Raw genomic sequence first — 18,631 nt, forward strand, 5'->3', positions numbered from 1 at the left:
CTTGTTTTTCCGGGTTCATGCTTTAGACGGACGGCTTGTGTATTCTCATACATTCTCCCAGAAAAGGTATATCCGCCAAAGTGGGATGCTCCCACGCCGCGTTGCGTTCTTTTCTGCTTTTTTCTACTTTTCAAAAAAAGCTAGTAAATAGGAGAGGCAGATAATTCCACCTCTCCTATGGAGATAAACTAATTACTTAGAGCTTTGCCGATTTAGTATCTGCTATTTTTATTGGGTTTGTGAACAATAAAGCTGAGAATTTGGCACTGCTTGATGTTGTCAAAACCCACAACACGAATATAGCTAGTGTTGAATTGAGAACGGCATCCTTGAACTTCGCTCAATACGTCTTGAGTAGATTTAGCACCGAACAGAGGCAGCTTCCACAGTGTCCAATATAATTCTGTTGGCTCAGAAGTTTCGTTAAACTCGATCGCTGGAATGTAACCTTGATTCAAAATGTATTGGATCTGCTTGGCAATTTGAGCGTCAGAGAGGGGGGGCAGATAAGAAAGGGTTTCGTAACGACGCTCTTTTGGTAAAGTTTGCATAGCTTTTGATAATGGGTTGCGATTTTTTACTACTAGGTTGACGGAACTAATTGGATAAGTTATCCAAATTCGGATCTGAAGTTGCTTGCTGTTCTGGTTGCAGACTGGGGTTAGATGTATCTATTTGTGTGATTCGTTCTAAATGCTGGCGACGCTGTTCCATGTTGGCTTGCTGAATGCCAGTGCGAACCATTTCCGGTAAAAATTCTGCAATTTCTTCCGCAATATGTTCCCTGACAGTCATGATTCGCAAAGCCAAATCTGGTTTTTCTCGCAACAGTTGCTCAATGTATGACTCACCATTTTGAATTTTGCCAGACGAAAAGTTATGCAACCAAAGTTCTAATGGCGGATTAGTTTCGCCTAGCTGTGCCAACACTGTCCTTAAAGCCTGATAAGTCAGATAACTTTGGAGAGTTTTGGCTGTGTCCTTCGCAATTTGCTTAAGATTCATGCTTGACCCCAGCCCTGAAGAGTTATGAGTTATGAGTTATGAGTTATGAATTAATGCAAATCCTAACTCTTAACTCTTAACTCTTAACTGTTAACCTAGATCAGACGGTATCCATTGCTTCAAACTCGAACTTGATTTCTTTCCACAGTTCGCAAGCAGCAGCCAGTTCAGGAGACCACTTGGCAGCTTCGCGGATGATATCGTTACCTTCACGAGCCAAGTTACGGCCTTCGTTACGAGCTTGAATAACGGCTTCCAAAGCGACGCGGTTAGCGGTTGCACCAGGAGCGTTACCCCAAGGATGCCCCAGAGTACCACCACCGAACTGTAGTACAGAGTCATCACCAAAGATTTCTACCAGCGCGGGCATGTGCCATACGTGGATACCACCAGAAGCAACTGCCATTACACCAGGTAGAGAAGCCCAGTCTTGGGTAAAGTAAATACCACGAGACTTGTCTTGCTCAATGTAGTTTTCACGCAACAGGTCAACGAAGCCCATTGTAATCCCGCGCTCACCTTCCAACTTACCAACTACTGTACCGGTATGGATGTGATCACCACCAGACAAACGTAGGGCTTTAGCCAATACACGGAAGTGGATACCGTGGTTCTTTTGACGGTCAATTACAGCGTGCATAGCACGGTGAATGTGTAGCAGGATACCATTGTCGCGACACCAACGAGACAATGTGGTATTGGCGGTGAAACCTGCGGTGAGGTAGTCATGCATGATGATGGGCATTTTGAGTTCTTTAGCGTACTCAGCCCGCTTCAGCATTTCTTCACAGGTGGGGGCGGTGACGTTTAGGTAGTGACCTTTAATTTCACCGGTTTCAGCTTGAGCTTTGTTGATAGCTTCAGCTACGAACAAAAAGCGATCGCGCCATCTTTGGAATGGTGCAGAGTTGATGTTTTCGTCGTCTTTGGTGAAGTCCAAACCACCGCGCAAGCACTCGTATACAGCGCGTCCGTAGTTTTTAGCGGAAAGACCTAATTTCGGCTTAATGGTACAACCCAGCAAAGGACGACCATATTTGTTTAACTTGTCGCGCTCAACTTGGATACCGTGAGGAGGCCCTTGGAAGGTCTTGATGTAAGCTACTGGGAAACGGATATCTTCTAGACGCAGTGCCCGCAGAGCTTTGAAACCAAATACGTTACCAACAATTGAGGTCAATACGTTGGTTACAGAGCCTTCTTCAAACAAGTCCAAAGGATAGGCAACATAAGCAATGTATTGGTTGTCTTCGCCCCGAACTGGTTCGATGTCATAGCAACGACCTTTGTAGCGATCGAGGTCGGTGAGCAAATCTGTCCACACAGTTGTCCAAGTACCCGTGGAAGACTCAGCCGCTACAGCCGCACCTGCTTCTTCGGGAGGAACACCAGGCTGAGGTGTCATGCGGAACGCAGCTAGAAGATCGGTATCTTTTGGTGTGTAATCGGGTGTGTAATAAGTTAATCTGTAATCTTGAACCCCGGCTTGATACCCAGATTTGCTCTGAGTCCTCGTTTGAGCGTAAGACATATTTTATCCTTCCCTGAAATCACTCTTTTTAATTATCAAATCACGTTTTGTGCAACTTCCCTTCACCCCATTTTTTTCCCCTTTATTGGGGAAAATAACGGGAAAAATTTTTGTGAAGGGTTGTTTTTGGCAAAGGGTAATAGTTTTTTTGCGGCGGACACTTTGGTAGCGGTGGTAGCCCTCCTCACCAGTGTTATCCCCTTCTAGGGGTACACGACCTAGCGCTTCTACTGTTCCCTCTTACTAAAAATCAAAATTCTTTTTTACCTCTTCTTCACACCTAACTAAACCTTCTCAATTTCACCAAAACTTCCGCTTTTTGCGGCTTGATTTAGATAATTTTCCTATAAATCGGTGTATTCAGGGGATTAGGCTGGCTGGCACTCATTCCCGCCTTTACACTCCGTGTATCTTCTCCGTTGATGGATAAAGATACTAGAAAATAATTTATTTGACACAGATTTAGCAGAGTCGTGAGTGTAAAGATAAAAAATCGCACACCACGTAATTTGTAACTTATTCCACAATATATCAAGAATTCGATAAGTTATTCTTTGAAAGTTTTTAACTTATCTATTTAATTTTTTTATTACATAAAGATTTAAACTTTTTGTTACAAAAGCTTTACAAAATGTCATCAATGGTGAATGGGTATTGGGTAATGAGAAAGTATTCCTGAATATTTATTTCCTATTCCCTAGTCCCCAGTCCCCAGTCCCCAATCCCCAATCCCAATCTTCAATGTTTAAAAAATTTCAGCTAGGGGAACACTGAAATTAACCCAAAGCCAGTTTAGGTAAATGGTAAATGCTATGGGTACTGTCTCTCAAGGAAATGTCACCGTGGTATTGTTTTACAAGCGTACTAGTTTATTGATTACTTCTATCTTGCTGGGGTTGATAGCTTTGCCAAATATGGGATGGGCACAAAAAACCCCAGACATTAATTCATCTGATGTAACCCCCGCTTACCCACCTTCCCCACCGCCACCGCGAGTAGAACCTTTGCCTGATGAGCGAGGAGTTGAAGAAAATTCGCCAAAAACTGATTATCGTGTTGGTAACTTACTAGGAGATGTTACGGGTAATCTTTGGGTAGGTTCTTGGCGCGGACTATCGCGGATTGATCCTAAAACCGGCAAGATTATTTCTCGTGTTAGCTTACCAAATATTGCCATTGGTGCTTTAGCCCAAGACAAAGTAGGACGTTTGTGGGTAGGAAGTTATGAGGGACTGGTTCGAGTTGACCCCCGCACTAACGAAATCACTGCACAAAATTTATTTTTGCCTTCTAAACGGGTGTTGTCACTGTTACTTGACAAACGGGGTTATTTGTGGACTGGAACCGATAGCGGTTTAGCTCTGATTAGTCCCGACCAAGGCTTAATTATGACAACATTAAAAAATCTGCCTGGTGTCAGCGCCAACGCCCTGACTTTAGATGCTGAAGGTCAATTGTGGGTTGGTACTCTTGATGGATTGGTGCGGGTAAATACTGCTAGTGCTGCGATTATGAAGCGAATAGCCGATTTACCAGGGACAACTGTACAAGCTTTAGCTATTAGTCCAGAAGGGTTAATTTGGGCGGGAATGCCAAATAATTTGCTAGTTATTAACCCAAAGACTGGTGCAGTGTTGCGGTCTGTAACTCGTCTGCGCGGGCGTGACGTGACAGCAGTACGTTTTGCAAAAGATGGTAGTGTCTGGGTTGGGACTAATAATGGTTTGTTACGATTAAATCCAAATACAGGAGCTGTATTAGACCCAGAAGTTGCTGGACTTCCTTCTAGTCGGGTTATTACCCTTGCACCTGACATCGGCAATAAATTATGGATTGGTACTAGTGAAGGTCTAGCTTGGTTAATGCCCAAAACGGATAGTGCAAAACCCCATATCGCTTTCAGTCGCGCCGTTAAATGATTAGTTAAGAGTTAAAAGTTATGAGTTAAAAATTTTTTAAATTCAAAACTCTTAACTTTTAACTTCTAACTCAGCACTCACTACTCAGCACTCAAAAAATGGCAATCACTACCCAGCAATTAATTCAATGGAAACAACAGGGACGTTCAATTGTCGCGTTGACCGCCTGGGATTATGCGATCGCTCAACTCATCGATGCAGCTGGTGTAGACTTAATCCTTGTAGGTGACTCTATGGCAGTAGTTCTAGGGTATGAAACAACACTGCCGATAACTTTGGATGAAATAATATATCACGCCAAATCCGTGCGCCGTGGAGTTAAACAAGCATTAGTAGTTGTAGATTTACCTTTTTTGACGTATCAAGAAAGTCTTCAACAAGCAATGCACTCAGCTGGGCGGGTACTAAAGGAAACGGGCGCTCAAGCGGTAAAATTAGAAGGTGGCTATCCAGCGATCGCTCAAACTGTAGCTCGTTTAGTAGAAGCCGGAATTCCGGTCATGGGTCATGTGGGTTTGACACCGCAATCAATACATCAACTGGGTTTGCGACAACAAGGAAAAACCCAAGAAGCCAGTGAGAGAATTTTACTTGAAGCGATCGCTCTCGAACAAGCGGGTGTATTTTCTTTAGTGTTAGAGCATATCCCCGCAGATTTGGCAATGCAGATTTCACAAAAATTGAGTATTCCCACAATTGGTATCGGTGCTGGAATTCACTGCGATGGACAAGTTTTAGTTACTTCAGATGTCCTTGGACTGGCAGAAAAGCATCCACCATTCGCCAAAGTTTACACAAATTTGCGCCAGACGATTACCAAAGCCGTGCAAGATTATGCTGTGGAAGTGCGCGAGCGGAAGTTTCCTTAGAAAAGTTAAGGAAATAAGGATGAGAACAAAAAAACCCCGACTTGATAGCCGAGGTAGATGGGAGAAGTTCAAATGTCGATGGAATATTGCAATACCGAAGTCTGTTTTTCTTAGTTAACACCCAATGCAAATAGGTAATAGACAAGGTGCAATTTTAGCTATGCAGGTTACTTTTGGGCTTTACTAAGCTATGTAAATAAATATAACAATAATCTTACAAATGGTCAATTAGACTTGACAAACAAAGACTTATATAGAATATAAGAACTACCTATCAAAGCAGTACGAATCGGCAAATAAAACGGGTTACTGGCTAAGATAGTCCAATGAAAACAAGAACCGATATTTTAGGGAGTAGAAAAACTAAGCGATTAGCTGCACAATTCCGGGTAGGTGGAATTAAGCCAGAAATTTGAGAAGCTAGCTACTAGAGCGCCAAAGTCTTTACAATTCCCTTGTTGACTCAAAAAGTATTTCTCGACCTATGACAAATCAAGCTCCTATCCCGGTTATTGTTAACGGTGCTGCTGGCAAAATGGGCCGTGAAGTGGTTAAGGCGGTGGCACAAGCGCCTGACTTAAACCTAGTGGGTGCAATTGACTACAGTTTGGAACATCAAGATAAAGACGCTGGGGAGTTGGCAGGTTTAAGCGAACCTTTGGAAGTGCCGATTACCAATCAATTAGAACCGATGTTGGGGTATGTGGCTGGTGACAGACAGTCTCCTCCAGGGGTGATTGTAGACTTTACCCATCCCGATTCAGTTTATGACAATATTCGCAGTGCGATCGCTTACGGGATTCGTCCTGTAGTCGGCACTACTGGCTTAAGTCCAGAACAAATTCAAGACTTGGCAGATTTTGCTGACAAAGCTAGCACTGGTTGTCTAATTATTCCTAATTTTTCCATTGGGATGGTACTGTTGCAACAAGCTGCGATCGCAGCTTCCAAATATTTTGACCATGTGGAAATTATTGAACTACATCATAACCAAAAAGCTGATGCTCCCAGTGGTACTGCCATTCAAACAGCGCAGTTATTAGGAGAGTTGGGTAAAACTTTTAACCCTGCTCTTGTAGAAGAAACGGAGAAATTACCAGGAGCGAGGGGCAGTATCGCAGATGAAGGAATTAGAATTCATAGCGTCCGCTTGCCGGGATTGATTGCCCATCAGGAAGTGATTTTTGGCGCAGCAGGACAGATTTATACTTTACGACATGATACGAGCGATCGCGCTTGTTATATGCCAGGAGTGCTACTAGCGATTCGCAAAGTCTTAACGCTAAAGTCGTTAATATATGGATTAGAAAAGATACTTTAAACTTTAAACACACTATCGGGCATTCATTACTTAGGACTCATGTTAGTACCACTGACTCGCCAGAAATTTGAACAAGTTGTCCCCCTAATTGCCACTGGTTTGCAGTACAAGTACTACTGGGGGAAGTTCTCAAATTTTTTGCAACGGCTGTTAATTTCTGTAGTTGCGATAGTTGTTATTTTGCTTGTAACAGTTATTTTCAAGCTTGAGTTTGCTTCAATAGTATTTGTGCTAGGGGTAATTGGCGCTTTTTTTTGGTTGTGGTATCCAGTGTTTCAAGCAAGTATGCGGAATTTACAATGCCGCCGTTACAAGTACGGCGGCTTTTTCCGTGGTCGAGTTCTAGATTGGTGGATTACAGACCAATTGATGGGTAAAACCGAAACAGTCAACAACAAAGGCGAATTGGTGATTGTAGAAAACCGAGAAAAACAGATAAATTTAGAGATAGGTGATGATACAGGATTTAGCATTGAGTTTGTAGCACCATTGCGTCCTGCCCACAAAGTTATTACTCGCGGTCAAATTGCAGAAATGGTAGTGATGTCAAATCGCTCAGATTTGAGCAGCATTGAAGAATTCAGCGATATATACTTTCCCAATCGTGAACTGTGGGTTAGCGATTATCCTTATCTGCGGCGGGATTTCTTTAACGAAGTCGGTCGCCGCTTGCGTGAAGATCAACAACAAAAGCCACGTAGGCAGCGTCGGAGAGTAGAAGATTGAAGAAGTGATTAGTATAGGTTTTGGGACTTAGACAAAAAGTAGCCAGAAAAAAGCCTATCGCACTCACGGACAAAGACTCCCCAACCGGGATCAGCTGACCGAATTGCCACACCAGCATCGCTTGATCGATTTCATGCCAGAAGACTAAAATACTACCAGTGACACCGGCGATACATAAAAGAATGCCAGCAGTTAATCCGAGCCAGCGATCGCACCCGTAAAAAAGCTATTTAAACGCGATTTAATTTACAGCAGATTTCAAGTAGATGAAGTACACTTCATTCGTCTCAAAGCTAGGCATAAAGGCTATTTTACTTCTGAATTCTGACTCCTTAATTCTGAATTCTGCTGTAAGTGCGATCGCCCTTGTTACGATCAACCTCAAAACTGCCAAGAAACAGTTCCTTGAACTGTAAAGGGCTGCCCATAACCAACACGACCGCCAAAATACGTATTTTCAAAATACTCTACGTCAAATAAATTTTTGAAGTTGAGTCCGATTCTAAATCTATCTCTGTTGTAGAAAATTGCTGCATCAGTCCGAGGAGAACTCGGTACATAATAAGTATTATCCAAATCTCCAGCGCGATCGCCTACAAAAAACAACCCTAAACCAAATCCTAACCCTTGTAAATTACCTTGTTGAATTTCGTAGGTTGTCCATACGTTAAAAGCATGATCTGCGGTATTGGGCAAACGGTTTCCAACTGGAAACGTAGCATCCTCAGTAATACGCGCATTAGTATAGGCATAACCTGCAAAAATATTCCAACCTGGCAAAATTTGCCCCGTTACACTTAGTTCAATCCCTTGGCTGTTTTGCTCACCCGTTTGGATTTGGAAACCTGTAGTGGGATCGTCTACCAGGACATTAGTACGAGTCAAATCATAGAAAGCCAATGTTGCTGAAAGTCGGTCGTTGAAATCTGCTTTGACACCAACCTCATACTGTCTACCCCGTTCTGGGTCAAAAGCGCTCTGCAAACTACCACCAAAAAGAAATGTGCCTTGTGCTGGAGTAAATGAACTGATATAACTGGCATACAGCGAAATAGCTCTTATGGGTTGATAGACAATTCCAAACCGAGGACTCACAGCGCTATCTGACTTAGTGGTTTCTATGTTAGCAAGCAAATCTTCAGATGTCTGATTAAAAGTATCAAACCGCGCACCCAACAACACCTTCAAACTTTCTGTTATGGCGATTTGATCTTGAATAAAAATTCCTAATGAATCTGTTGTGGATGAATTAATAGCTTCAAAATTCAATTCCCCTATTGGTTGACCGTAAACAGGATTAAATATATCAATCGATGCAGCAGCAAAAGATACATATTTTGGTGTTGCATTGATATAACGATTCAAATCAACCCCGAATAAAAGCTGATGCTCAATTGAACCAGTGGAAAACTTGCCAACAACATTTGTTGTGAGAGTATAATTCGTGAAATATTGGTCATATATTGAGAAAGAACGGCTAATAGTTCGGTTATCTGTTGTATCCAAAGTTTCAGGTCTGGTTTGTGCGATATAGTAACTATTAAAACCATACCGAAAAGCGTTTCTCAAAGACCAATTGTCGCTAAATTTATGTTCTAGCTCGTATCCTATTCTTGTAGTTGTTCCGTTTGCTTCATCAGTCGGTTCAGTCAGGTTACGATTACGCGGTATTTTACCGTTAGGATTTGGTAATGTGCTGCCAACAATCGGTACACCAAATCCTAGTCCAGAATCTCTACTCTCAATGTATTCTGCGCTTAAATTCAGATTCGTTCTCTTACCAATTGTCATACTGAACGCAGGTGAAATGCTGAAGTTTTCACTACTGTTGAAATCAAGAAAACTACCTGAATTTCTGTAGGCTGTATTCAGGCGATACAAAAAGCTTTTCGAGTCATTTAACGGTCCAGAGAGATCGACCGCGCCTCTGTAGAAACTATAGCTGCCAACAGTTGCATCAATGGCATAAAAAGGTTCACTTAAAGGGCGTTTAGTGACAATATTGATGCTTCCCCCTGGATTACCCAAGCCAAATAGCACGGATGCTGGACCTCTGAGGACTTCGACTCGCTCAACATTGGCAAGTTCAACCGCATCTCCAACTCCAGGATCGGGTAATCCATTCCTGAGCAAATTATTATTCGATGCCTCAAATCCGCGAATTCTATAATAAACATTCGCACCATTAGTAAATTCTGGAGTTACACCCGCAACATTTCTCAGCGCATCATCTAAACGATTAATTCGTTGGTCGCGTAACACTTGTTGTGGTACTACTTGAATCGATTGGGGAATATCTCTTAAAGGTGTATCAGTTCTTGTTCCAGTTGTAGTATCTGGTACACGATACCCATCTTGCTCTCCTGTCACCACCAATTCAATCGGCTGATCCTGTTGTGCTGCTGGTTCATCTTGGGGTGTTTCACTTGGTGGCTGTTCTTGGGTTGGCGGTGTTTGTGATGGTTGCATCGCTGTTGCAGCAGAATTTATCCCAAAAACCAACCCGGCATTATCATCAAATAACTCAACCGTCGGTAAAGTTTTCTCGCCTACCACCGTTACCCTTACAGTATTTGCATCAATATTCGTTACCGTGACCTCAGTGATTCCCGTAAGCGGTTTTTCGGAACGAAACGCAAAAGCTTCACCCGATGGTAAACGCAATTGTCCGCCAGATACATCGGCAATAAAATTATTACCCGTACTACGATTGATGACTTGCAGTTGTTGTCCAACAGAGGTTTGTAAAATTATCTCTACACCTTTGTCTGTAGGATTTGCCTTCACTTCTGTTATTGAGATAGCTGGGGTATTAGTTGGTTGTTGAGCAAACAAATCTGCTACACGAGTTGAAACCCTCTCTAAATCTCTAACTCGACGGATGGAAGATTTCTCATCTTTTATTTGTAGAGAAGTTAAAGTAGTTTCGGTGTCATCTTTTGTCAGGAAGGGGGATTTTGCCCACACCGCTTGTATATCTAGAAGACAAAATACACTCGCTAAAAAAAGCGATGTCTGCCGACAAGTTGCTACGCATCTACGCTGCCACAAATTCAACACTGCTCACACCAAATTTGAAAGTAATTCTCAAAAACATTACTCAAATATCTGGTGTAAGGTGAAGCCTTTTTTATCGCTAGACGGATTTTTTTTTATCGCTAGACGGATTTTTTCTGCTGCATTTGATATTGCTTAGGACAAAAACCGAATTTTTTCCTAAAGGCGGTGGTAAAGTAACTGTGACTGATAAAGCCAACAATATTAGCAATTTCTGACACTTTTATATCTCTAGTTTCTAGGAGTTGACGCGCTTGTTCTAAGCGATAGTGATGTAAATAACTAAAAGCTGTTGTGCCAAATACCTGACGAAATCCCTGTTTGAGAAGATAGTCGTTTAAACCTACTGCCCTTGACAATTCCATAAGCGAAGGCGGATTACTTAATCGTTTCACTAGAATATCTCTGGCATGATAAGTTCTTTCTACTACATCCGACTTCAAAGTGTGAGGGTGGTTATTACCATCCTTAATTTTTATCTCCTGTGCAACTAACATTCCCATCAACTCTAAAGCTTTACCTTCCAAATACAGCCGCTTGGCAATTCCTTGATAAGGACACTCGATAATTTGCCGTGTAACAGTCTGCATAGCAGGTGTTGCAGTTCCACAATTGCAGTAAGATGTCTGATCAGATTGCCGAATCCACGGTTGCAACGCTTGGGGTAATTGTCCTTGTTGATTGGCAACAAAAGAATATAGTGATTCAGGCTGCATCAGGATATTCACCTCCAGAAAGGAGTTTTTATCCGAACAATCACTCGTTTGCTTGGGATCTAGTCCACTTCCTACGAAACTATACTCGCCTGCACCAACACTTCTGTATTGATCGTGATGTTCTCCAGAAAAATGAAAGTGATACTCTAACCAATCATGTTCCTGTTCTGGCTGTAGAATAATCATGCGATCGCGCATTTGCAAATTGCCAATTATCAACTCCAACCCTTGGCGCAACTCAATTCTCCGCCAGTAACCTTGTCCCAGCCGTCGCGGATATTTGTATACCATATCCAACATATCATCTGGATCTGGGTGTTGGGAACGTTCCACTGTCTCCTCAAATAGTTCATCAAAGGCTTGCTGGGAAAGGGTGATTGTCATAGCGATCTTGAGATAAAAACTTAGCTCTTAATAAGAAATATCTCATTAAAATTTGTCTATTTGATTTTAGGTTCCCGCTTCTCCTGTCGAAGACGCTACGCGAACGGGAAACTACTTCATATCTATGCAGTTTCTTCTTTAGATAATTTGGCGTATATTTGTACAAAATTGCTACAGGAGGTTCGAGCTTTCGGATTTGGGATAAATCTATCTCTCCTACCCTGAATTTCCTACCTTGTTACTAACGAGAGCATCCCACTTTAATAAGTTTCCCTTGCAAACGATAAGTCACTGCCCCACAGGCAATACCTGCCGACTCAGATTCTACATAAGACCGTGTAGGCGGATTTTGTTTATCTAACCGCGATTTCCAATCACCAGATATTCTTTCGAGAGTGGGATACTTGTTTAAAAATTGTGAGTCTGCAACAATATCGTGGGGTCCCTTAACATTTATTTTAGAACTATTGATGTAGATATTATAATCATAGATAACGTTTTTATTTTTAGTCTTATTATTAATATTTTTCCCAGGAAAAGCATAGAAAATGTTCCTAAGAATTTTCACATCAGATGATGTATGAGCAAATATTTGTCCACCATTAAGTTCTGGACTCTGATTATTTAAAACAGCTGTGTTATTTATAATATCAACATGATCGCTAAAAAATGCATGAATCCCCGATCCACCATTATTAAATGTAAGATTATTTTTAACTAAAGTATATCCTTTATATGCACCCAATTTTGAGTTATCTTGATTTCTTGTACTATCGATAATAATGCCATTACCATCTGTAATCCTTCCAACTGCAATCCAAGGGATGTACATACGATTGTTGTAGGTTTTGTTGTTAGTAACAAACATCTTGTATCCCCGCTTGTTGTCAGAATTCCAATTGCTTAACATCGAAATGCCACTGCAACCATAAACGCTGTACCAAGCATTATCGAACACTTCGTTATTATCTATTGTCACATAGTCCGATTCAATGGCTGAAATGCCTGCTCCTCCACAGCCATGTACTTTGTTATTGACAATGCGTATATGGTGACTACGACCATCTTTTCGCCCATCTACATTAATGCAGTTTCCATTCGTTAGCGGGTTTACTTTATTAGTTTTCTGACTCATCGCATAATCAAGGGTTATGTTGGCATTGTTTCCGATCACCTCCAACCCATTTATCTCAATATATGATGCTGCCTTGTGAATCAAAATTCCATGCCATCCATTGTGTTGAATTTTCGGTCGATGTCCAGGATATGCTTTAAACTTAATCCATGCATTTGCTGTTCCAGAGCGAGTAATAGATACTACGTCTCCACCTGGTTTTGCATTCCTGTACACTCCGTTCATAATCAATACTGTATCGCCAGGGTTAGTCAGATTTGCTGCTTTCTGAATTGTTTGAAAGGCGGATGAACTAGAGAGTCCGCTATTTTTGTCATTTCCAGTACCACTAACATAGTATGTTTTCGGAGTTGTCCTACTGCTAATTAGCTGATGGCTAGATAGGGTAATTTGTTTGTTAGTAAATATCTGAGGAATGTTTTCAACTAAATATGTTTTTATCCTTTCTCGCTCAACCAAAAGACCTAATACCACGGGAATTGCAAGATATGCGCTTAACCTGAAACCTCGAATTACCATAACAAAAGGCTCCTTTCTAGGCACTACTTAACAAAAATATAATATCAGGATATGTCAGTCCATTAAAATACTATTTGGCATCAAGGGTATGATAGAGCCGACTTTTCTAGCTTCCTTGATTTCTATCTTGTCCATAGGCTTGCCAAGCTAAGTCTACCAATCCATCAACGATCGCAGCTGCTACAACTGCATTACCTTTGCGACTCTCAATTGTAATGTGAGGCACTAAAGAGTCTTGTAAACGCTTTTTAGCTTCATCAACATTTACAAATCTCACTGGAGTTGCAATTATTAAAGCAGGTCTAATTTCCTCAGCTTCAATTAAATCGACAAGTGCAGTCAGTGCTGTTTGCGCTTGACCCACAACAAAAATGCCCTCTGGATAACGCTTTGCTAAAGTTTCTATTCCCCATGCTGCGCGAGTTTTTTCTTTTTGAGGGCGTGTTAGAGCTTCCATGCTGCAATACACTGGATTAGCAAAGGTGTTTTGAATGTCGTAGGCAATACCTACTTGTACCATCGGGACATCTACCACAATCGTGGTACGTGCGGCTAGAGCTGCTGCTCCAGCTTGCAAGGCACGCTCAGAAAAGCGAATCAAAGACTTATACTCAAAGTCAGCCGTGGCGTAGATTACCCGACGCACAATCTCATATTCTGCGGGTGAAAAGACATGATCGCCAATTTCACTATCAATGATTGCTAAACTTTGAGCATCAGTTACGTGCCATTCCATTTTTGTTGAGCTTCTCAAATATTAGCTTTCAGCTTATCAGCTTCAGAGAGTTAACAGTTAGGAGTTAAAAGTTATAAGTTAATTGAACTACTCACTCCTAACTACTCGCTCATAACTCATTACTCGAAGAAGCCCGACTGAAAATAGGAGATAGGTAGGCTACCAATACGCCAATGATAAACCCAGAGATATTGCGAACTAAAGGCAACCAGTCGCTTGTTCGTGTCACAACTGGCCCAATGCCGAAGGCAATAAACAAGATTCCCCACAAAGGTGAGAAAATTAAAGCCCATTGCCAAGCAAAAACTTGTCCTTTCTCGCGGGGTTGAGCTGCAAATCCACAAATCACCCCACCAATGATTGAAGTTATCAAGGTGAGAATCCACTGCTCTCGTGGTAGTCCGGGGACAACATTGCAACCCCCTTTAAGCAAACAGCCTTTAACCGATTCTAAGGCTTGCAGAATGGCTTGGTCTTCACCTTCTTCTCGGACAAAGTACAAATTACCGAAACGGGTTTGCAATTCTATCCAGAAAGTCCGGGGTAAAAGTTTATAAACAGCATCACCGACGCTAAAACTGAGGATGTTACCGCCACGAGAATCAGCAACGAGCAGAATGCTTTTGTCATCCAAACCCCAATATTTTATAACCGCGCGACCTGGGGTGCGGTCATACTGGGTTAAGACTCGCAATTTCCAGCCTGTGTCAGCTTCAAACTGCTCTAAATCTTTGACCAGCTTTTCTTCTTGCAGCACAGGCAGAGATTTAGCTAAATCTACAACTGGAGTAAAGGTGTCAGGCAGTAACTCAGGATTGTCATAAGCCAGCGCTGAGGGAGAATGCATCACCCACATTGACCCAGCCAGGAAAAATATTGCAATAGATACTAGAATTCGTCGCCAAAAACAAGATTGCATGAACGTTTTTATACAAATATCAACGGTAAAAGTGAACAAGTTGTTTTAAAAGAATACTAGAAAAATCATAGTTCTTTACACTTGTTTACTTTACTCTAATCTAGGGGATCAAAGCAAAGGGTTTTTGGGGATTGGGGATTGGCAGTGGGACTCATAATTATAAAGATAAGGTGCATTTTGTCAATCGAGCAAAATACTTAAAACCATTTAGTTATAATTATAACCGTGGATGGGGAGAGGTGTAACAGGCAATTGTCGCAACCTTCTACCCCTGTTTTTAATTATCATTATCGTCAAAGTTTTGAAGAACTCAAAATAGCTGTACTTAAAATACAGCTATCTCCAATTAAAATATTTTAAGCTAATGAAATAGTATGTTTTGACACCGTAATAAGGAAGATTAGCAATGCCCCATGCCCTTTTTTTGGTCAATCTTCTTCATCAAAATTGGTTTCCCAGCTAGCTGCGTCGCTGTAACCGTCATTAGCGCGGTACACTTCTGCTTTGATCCGGCGATTTTCTTGCTTGAGTACTTCTCGTTCTCGCAACGTTAGTGGTGGTTTTTCATTGCTTGGCAAGCGATCGCTCGTCCGCCTTGCGGGTTTTTGGCGTGTGAAGTTTCTCCAAGCAGCTTTCGCGCCAATAAAGATACTGCGTGTATTTACTTGCAGATTTTGAGCCTGAATTCTTGCAGTATCAAGACTTTGATCAACTTGCTTGGCGACTCGACTAGCACTTTTTACGCCTTCACTGACATCATCGGTTAAGTCAGTGATTTCTAAGCCCGTCACGCGGATAGCTTCTAAAGTGGGTGGTAACTCCCGCGAGAGAGTATCAAACAGCTTTTCTGCACTGCGAGCCGCACGTGCTAACTCCTGCAAAGCCGGTATCGCCACCACTAAAACCGCAGTCAAGCTTGTAGCGACTAAAAGTAAGGAAAGTCCCAACCAAAACAGGGGTTCAATCACGGTTGTGTCATTTATAAGCGTTCTAATTGCTGGGGAAGTGAATCTGAGTCTTCAACAGATGTTTGTCGCTTCAAGACTTGGCTTTCTCGCTGACTGACATCTATACCTACTGCGATCGCTTCCCGTAATCTATCTAAAGTGTCATCCAAATTTCGTAATGCGCTAGCAGAAAGACGATCTGCCTGAATTTGCACACTCATTGATAAATCTTCTGCCAATTCTGGGATAGCATTGGCAGATTTTTTCAAAATTTTACGCGTTTCGCGCCCTGTGCGTGGAGCCACAAGTAAACCGGTTAAAGCACCGATGGTAGCTCCTAGCATCAAACCGCCAAAAAATACTCCAGAACGGTTATTAGACATCTTGTTGTTTCTCTCCTTACACTTATTTTAGGTGGGTTTTCTCCCCTTGTAAGACTCAACGGATTTTATTTAGTTAATCTATGGTGACAAAATATCACCTGTAAATGTTGCCTTTATTAATTAATATCAAAACTATTAATTATTTGTAATTCCAAGCTACCTGTATCTCTCAAAGTTTTGATACCTCCGGTAAGTCTTCTGGTGGGCGTTTCTTTGTGTTATGTCTTGCTTTCGTTCTGTATCAGATGGCTAGCTTGTTTAAGATTAGGTTATGGAAAGGGAAACCGATGCCTACGACGGGCTATGTCTACGCCACAAGCCAATACACCTTATGGGATTTTACTACAGACTTTTCTCTATGTACTCCCGTCAGTCCTAATCATAAATGTTCATCTGAACCTGAGATAACTCATTTTGCAACTGTTCTTTTCCCAGATATTAACTCTAGCTTCAGAAAATAACGCTGCCAAATTTGCCGTCCTAGCAAAAGTAGACTGATAATTTGCCGTACTTGTTGAATTTGTATTTGTAGCACTTGATTTCTCTGCCGTAAGTTATAAATATTCTGTTGGCTGAGATAAATATTTTCAGGTGCTTGATTCAGGACTACATTGGTACAACTTTTATAGGCGGTTAACCAATCTGCTATGTATGCTAGCTGCTGCTTAAGTTGCCACACCCGCCAAGCCACATAGATTAGTATCAGTGAAATCAAGGTGTTAATTATGACAACTAAAATTACCATTGTTTATCTTGACCAACATTAGCTTTGAGGAATTATTCTATATACTTGATTTGGCCCTTATTAAATGATGAAAAAATAAAGGATAAAATTTATGGCACAAATTACATCCGGAACTTTGGTAATAAAAAGTAGTTAGTTTTAGTAGGTGAAAATCAATGTAACAAAGGCTGATGGCTAAAAAATCGCCAATTTGCCAGTTTTGTCACAACAATATATCCACACTTGGCAAAACCACAGCTACAATTGCCTTAGATTCACGACTCGGTTTGCAAAATAGATTCACGACTCGGTTTGCAAAATCAACCCGTATGCGCGATAAGCCCCATCATTACTATCTCCCACTCCTTAACCCGATCATTCTAGTCAATTTGCGACCTTTGTGGGATGTAAGCACAATGGTATAGACCCTTCAACAGATGGTAAGAGAACTACACTACACTCATTGGAGACTCCCCAGCGTTGCCTTTATATATTGTGCTCCTAGCTCTACTAATTTTCCAGCCTGTCGTGTGCAGTTAACTAATATTTTGCTTGTAAAAACTTCACTAGTGGTTTACCAACCAAAAATTGCTAGGTGTGGACTGGGAAAACAGACAAGTAATAAAGGAGAAAGTATATTAATTCCTCTTCTCTAGTGAAGACTTTCCCCTGGTATTTTACTAATACTTTACTAATAATGATTATCTTTTTTTATACATCCAGTAGGAGTTGAGGATGTCAAAAAAATTACCATTGAATAATTTATTCCCAGCTATTTTTGCTGCCTTAACGATTGGATTTGTTGGGTGTGGAAATCAAGCTGTAAGAACTACATTCACTCAGACTAACACCCAGGCAAATGAGAATCTTCCTCAAGTTGTAGCGACTACAAGCGTACTGTGTGACTTAACCAGACAGATTGCTGGAAATACAGTTAACCTTACCTGCTTAATTTCCCCTACTGCCAACCCCCAATTTTATAAACCAAAACCGGAAGATCGTAAAGCCATTGAGCAAGCTAATCTTATTCTTTATAATGGTTACAATTTTGAACCAAATCTGATCAAGTTAATTAAAGCGACTAAAAGTCCTACACCAAAAATAGCCGTTGCTCAACTGGCAGTGCCTAAGCCACAAAAATTTCAGGTAGGTGATAAAAATGTAAGCGATCCTCATGTTTGGCACAATACCAAAAATACTATCAGAATGGTGGAGGTAATTAATAGTAATTTGAGAAAATTACAATCTAGTGATGCAGATGCTTATACCAGTAATACTAAAAAAATTACAAATGAACTTACTCAACTAGATAGCTGGATTAAGTCAAGAATTACTAGTATTCCTACCAAAGAACGTAAGTTAGTGACAACTTCTGATGCACTGAGTTATTACGCCAAAGCATACCGGATTTCATTGGCAGGAGGATTGCAAAGTATTAGTACTAACGAAAAGCTGACAACCGAAGGAGTCAAAAATTTGGCTACAAACATTAAACGGGCTAAAGTATCAACAATTTTTGCGGAAGTAGAAATGAATCCTAATCTAATTCAATCTATAGCCACAGAAGCTCAAGTGAATATTTTTGACAGAAAGCTATATGCTGAGGGACTTAGTGAACCAGGAAGTGAGGCAGATACTTATCAGAAAATGATGATTGCCAATACACGCACAATTGTAGAAGGACTAGGAGGGACGTATTTGATGTTTGAAGCAAAAGCTCCTAGATAGCCAACATTCTTG

The 18,631-nt window shown here is 41.2% G+C and carries 16 protein-coding genes and 1 pseudogene; 5 read left to right on the forward strand and 12 right to left on the reverse strand.

Going from position 1 to position 18,631, the window contains the following annotated elements; translation table 11 throughout:
- Nucleotides 1–212: 212 nt before the first annotated feature.
- The 3 genes from V7K79_RS07720 to V7K79_RS07730 all read right to left on the reverse strand — a co-directional run bounded on the left by V7K79_RS07720 (nt 213) and on the right by V7K79_RS07730 (nt 2,536).
- Complete coding sequence (locus V7K79_RS07720; protein WP_335046263.1) at nt 213–551, reverse strand: ribulose bisphosphate carboxylase small subunit; 339 nt, start codon at nt 549–551, stop codon at nt 213–215.
- Nucleotides 552–597: 46 nt separating this feature from the next.
- The gene (rcbX, locus tag V7K79_RS07725) at nt 598–1,005 is read right to left on the reverse strand and encodes a RuBisCO chaperone RbcX (protein WP_334715181.1); all 408 of its coding nucleotides are present in this window, start codon (nt 1,003–1,005) and stop codon (nt 598–600) included.
- A gap of 100 nt (nt 1,006–1,105) precedes the next feature.
- Entirely contained in the window at nt 1,106–2,536 is a 1,431-nt protein-coding gene (locus V7K79_RS07730; RefSeq protein ID WP_335046266.1) for a form I ribulose bisphosphate carboxylase large subunit, read from the reverse strand.
- An 800-nt stretch (nt 2,537–3,336) separates the two neighbouring features.
- Between V7K79_RS07730 and V7K79_RS07735 the strand changes: the two genes are divergently transcribed.
- From V7K79_RS07735 to V7K79_RS07750, 4 genes are all read left to right on the forward strand, one after another.
- Nucleotides 3,337–4,455 carry a ligand-binding sensor domain-containing protein gene (locus tag V7K79_RS07735; protein ID WP_335046268.1) on the forward strand — a complete coding sequence of 373 codons (1,119 nt, stop codon included), beginning with the start codon at nt 3,337–3,339 and terminating at the stop codon, nt 4,453–4,455.
- A gap of 98 nt (nt 4,456–4,553) precedes the next feature.
- Complete coding sequence (gene panB / locus V7K79_RS07740) at nt 4,554–5,324, forward strand: 3-methyl-2-oxobutanoate hydroxymethyltransferase (protein WP_335046271.1); 771 nt, start codon at nt 4,554–4,556, stop codon at nt 5,322–5,324.
- Between the two features lie 484 nt (nt 5,325–5,808).
- Nucleotides 5,809–6,645 carry a 4-hydroxy-tetrahydrodipicolinate reductase gene (gene dapB / locus V7K79_RS07745; protein WP_335046273.1) on the forward strand — a complete coding sequence of 279 codons (837 nt, stop codon included), beginning with the start codon at nt 5,809–5,811 and terminating at the stop codon, nt 6,643–6,645.
- Between the two features lie 39 nt (nt 6,646–6,684).
- On the forward strand, nt 6,685–7,371 hold the full coding sequence (locus V7K79_RS07750) for a phosphate ABC transporter permease (protein WP_335046275.1): 687 nt from the start codon (nt 6,685–6,687) through the stop codon (nt 7,369–7,371).
- Here the strand turns inward: V7K79_RS07750 and V7K79_RS29950 are convergent.
- From V7K79_RS29950 to V7K79_RS07790, 9 genes and pseudogenes are all read right to left on the reverse strand, one after another.
- Nucleotides 7,295–7,567, reverse strand: a pseudogene (locus tag V7K79_RS29950) (hypothetical protein); the annotation flags it as partial. The gene V7K79_RS07750 and the pseudogene V7K79_RS29950 overlap by 77 nt on opposite strands.
- Nucleotides 7,568–7,752: 185 nt before the next feature.
- Entirely contained in the window at nt 7,753–10,431 is a 2,679-nt protein-coding gene (locus tag V7K79_RS07755) for a TonB-dependent siderophore receptor (protein WP_335046277.1), read from the reverse strand.
- A gap of 98 nt (nt 10,432–10,529) precedes the next feature.
- The gene (locus V7K79_RS07760; RefSeq protein ID WP_335046279.1) at nt 10,530–11,528 is read right to left on the reverse strand and encodes a helix-turn-helix transcriptional regulator; all 999 of its coding nucleotides are present in this window, start codon (nt 11,526–11,528) and stop codon (nt 10,530–10,532) included.
- A 241-nt stretch (nt 11,529–11,769) separates the two neighbouring features.
- Entirely contained in the window at nt 11,770–13,182 is a 1,413-nt protein-coding gene (locus V7K79_RS07765) for a right-handed parallel beta-helix repeat-containing protein (RefSeq protein WP_335046280.1), read from the reverse strand.
- Nucleotides 13,183–13,288: 106 nt separating this feature from the next.
- A complete protein-coding gene (locus tag V7K79_RS07770) occupies nt 13,289–13,918 on the reverse strand; it encodes a precorrin-8X methylmutase (protein WP_335046282.1) in 630 nt (209 codons plus the stop codon).
- A 109-nt stretch (nt 13,919–14,027) separates the two neighbouring features.
- The gene (locus V7K79_RS07775; RefSeq protein WP_335046284.1) at nt 14,028–14,837 is read right to left on the reverse strand and encodes a TPM domain-containing protein; all 810 of its coding nucleotides are present in this window, start codon (nt 14,835–14,837) and stop codon (nt 14,028–14,030) included.
- 428 nt (nt 14,838–15,265) lie between these two features.
- On the reverse strand, nt 15,266–15,805 hold the full coding sequence (locus tag V7K79_RS07780; RefSeq protein ID WP_335046286.1) for a DUF948 domain-containing protein: 540 nt from the start codon (nt 15,803–15,805) through the stop codon (nt 15,266–15,268).
- An 11-nt stretch (nt 15,806–15,816) separates the two neighbouring features.
- The gene (locus V7K79_RS07785) at nt 15,817–16,167 is read right to left on the reverse strand and encodes a YtxH domain-containing protein (RefSeq protein WP_335046287.1); all 351 of its coding nucleotides are present in this window, start codon (nt 16,165–16,167) and stop codon (nt 15,817–15,819) included.
- Between the two features lie 409 nt (nt 16,168–16,576).
- Nucleotides 16,577–16,912 carry a hypothetical protein gene (locus tag V7K79_RS07790; protein WP_335046288.1) on the reverse strand — a complete coding sequence of 112 codons (336 nt, stop codon included), beginning with the start codon at nt 16,910–16,912 and terminating at the stop codon, nt 16,577–16,579.
- A 714-nt stretch (nt 16,913–17,626) separates the two neighbouring features.
- Between V7K79_RS07790 and V7K79_RS07795 the strand changes: the two genes are divergently transcribed.
- Complete coding sequence (locus tag V7K79_RS07795; RefSeq protein ID WP_335046290.1) at nt 17,627–18,619, forward strand: metal ABC transporter solute-binding protein, Zn/Mn family; 993 nt, start codon at nt 17,627–17,629, stop codon at nt 18,617–18,619.
- Nucleotides 18,620–18,631: the final 12 nt, after the last annotated feature.

Source organism: Nostoc sp., from assembly GCF_036917575.1.
Classification (GTDB): domain Bacteria; phylum Cyanobacteriota; class Cyanobacteriia; order Cyanobacteriales; family Nostocaceae; genus Nostoc.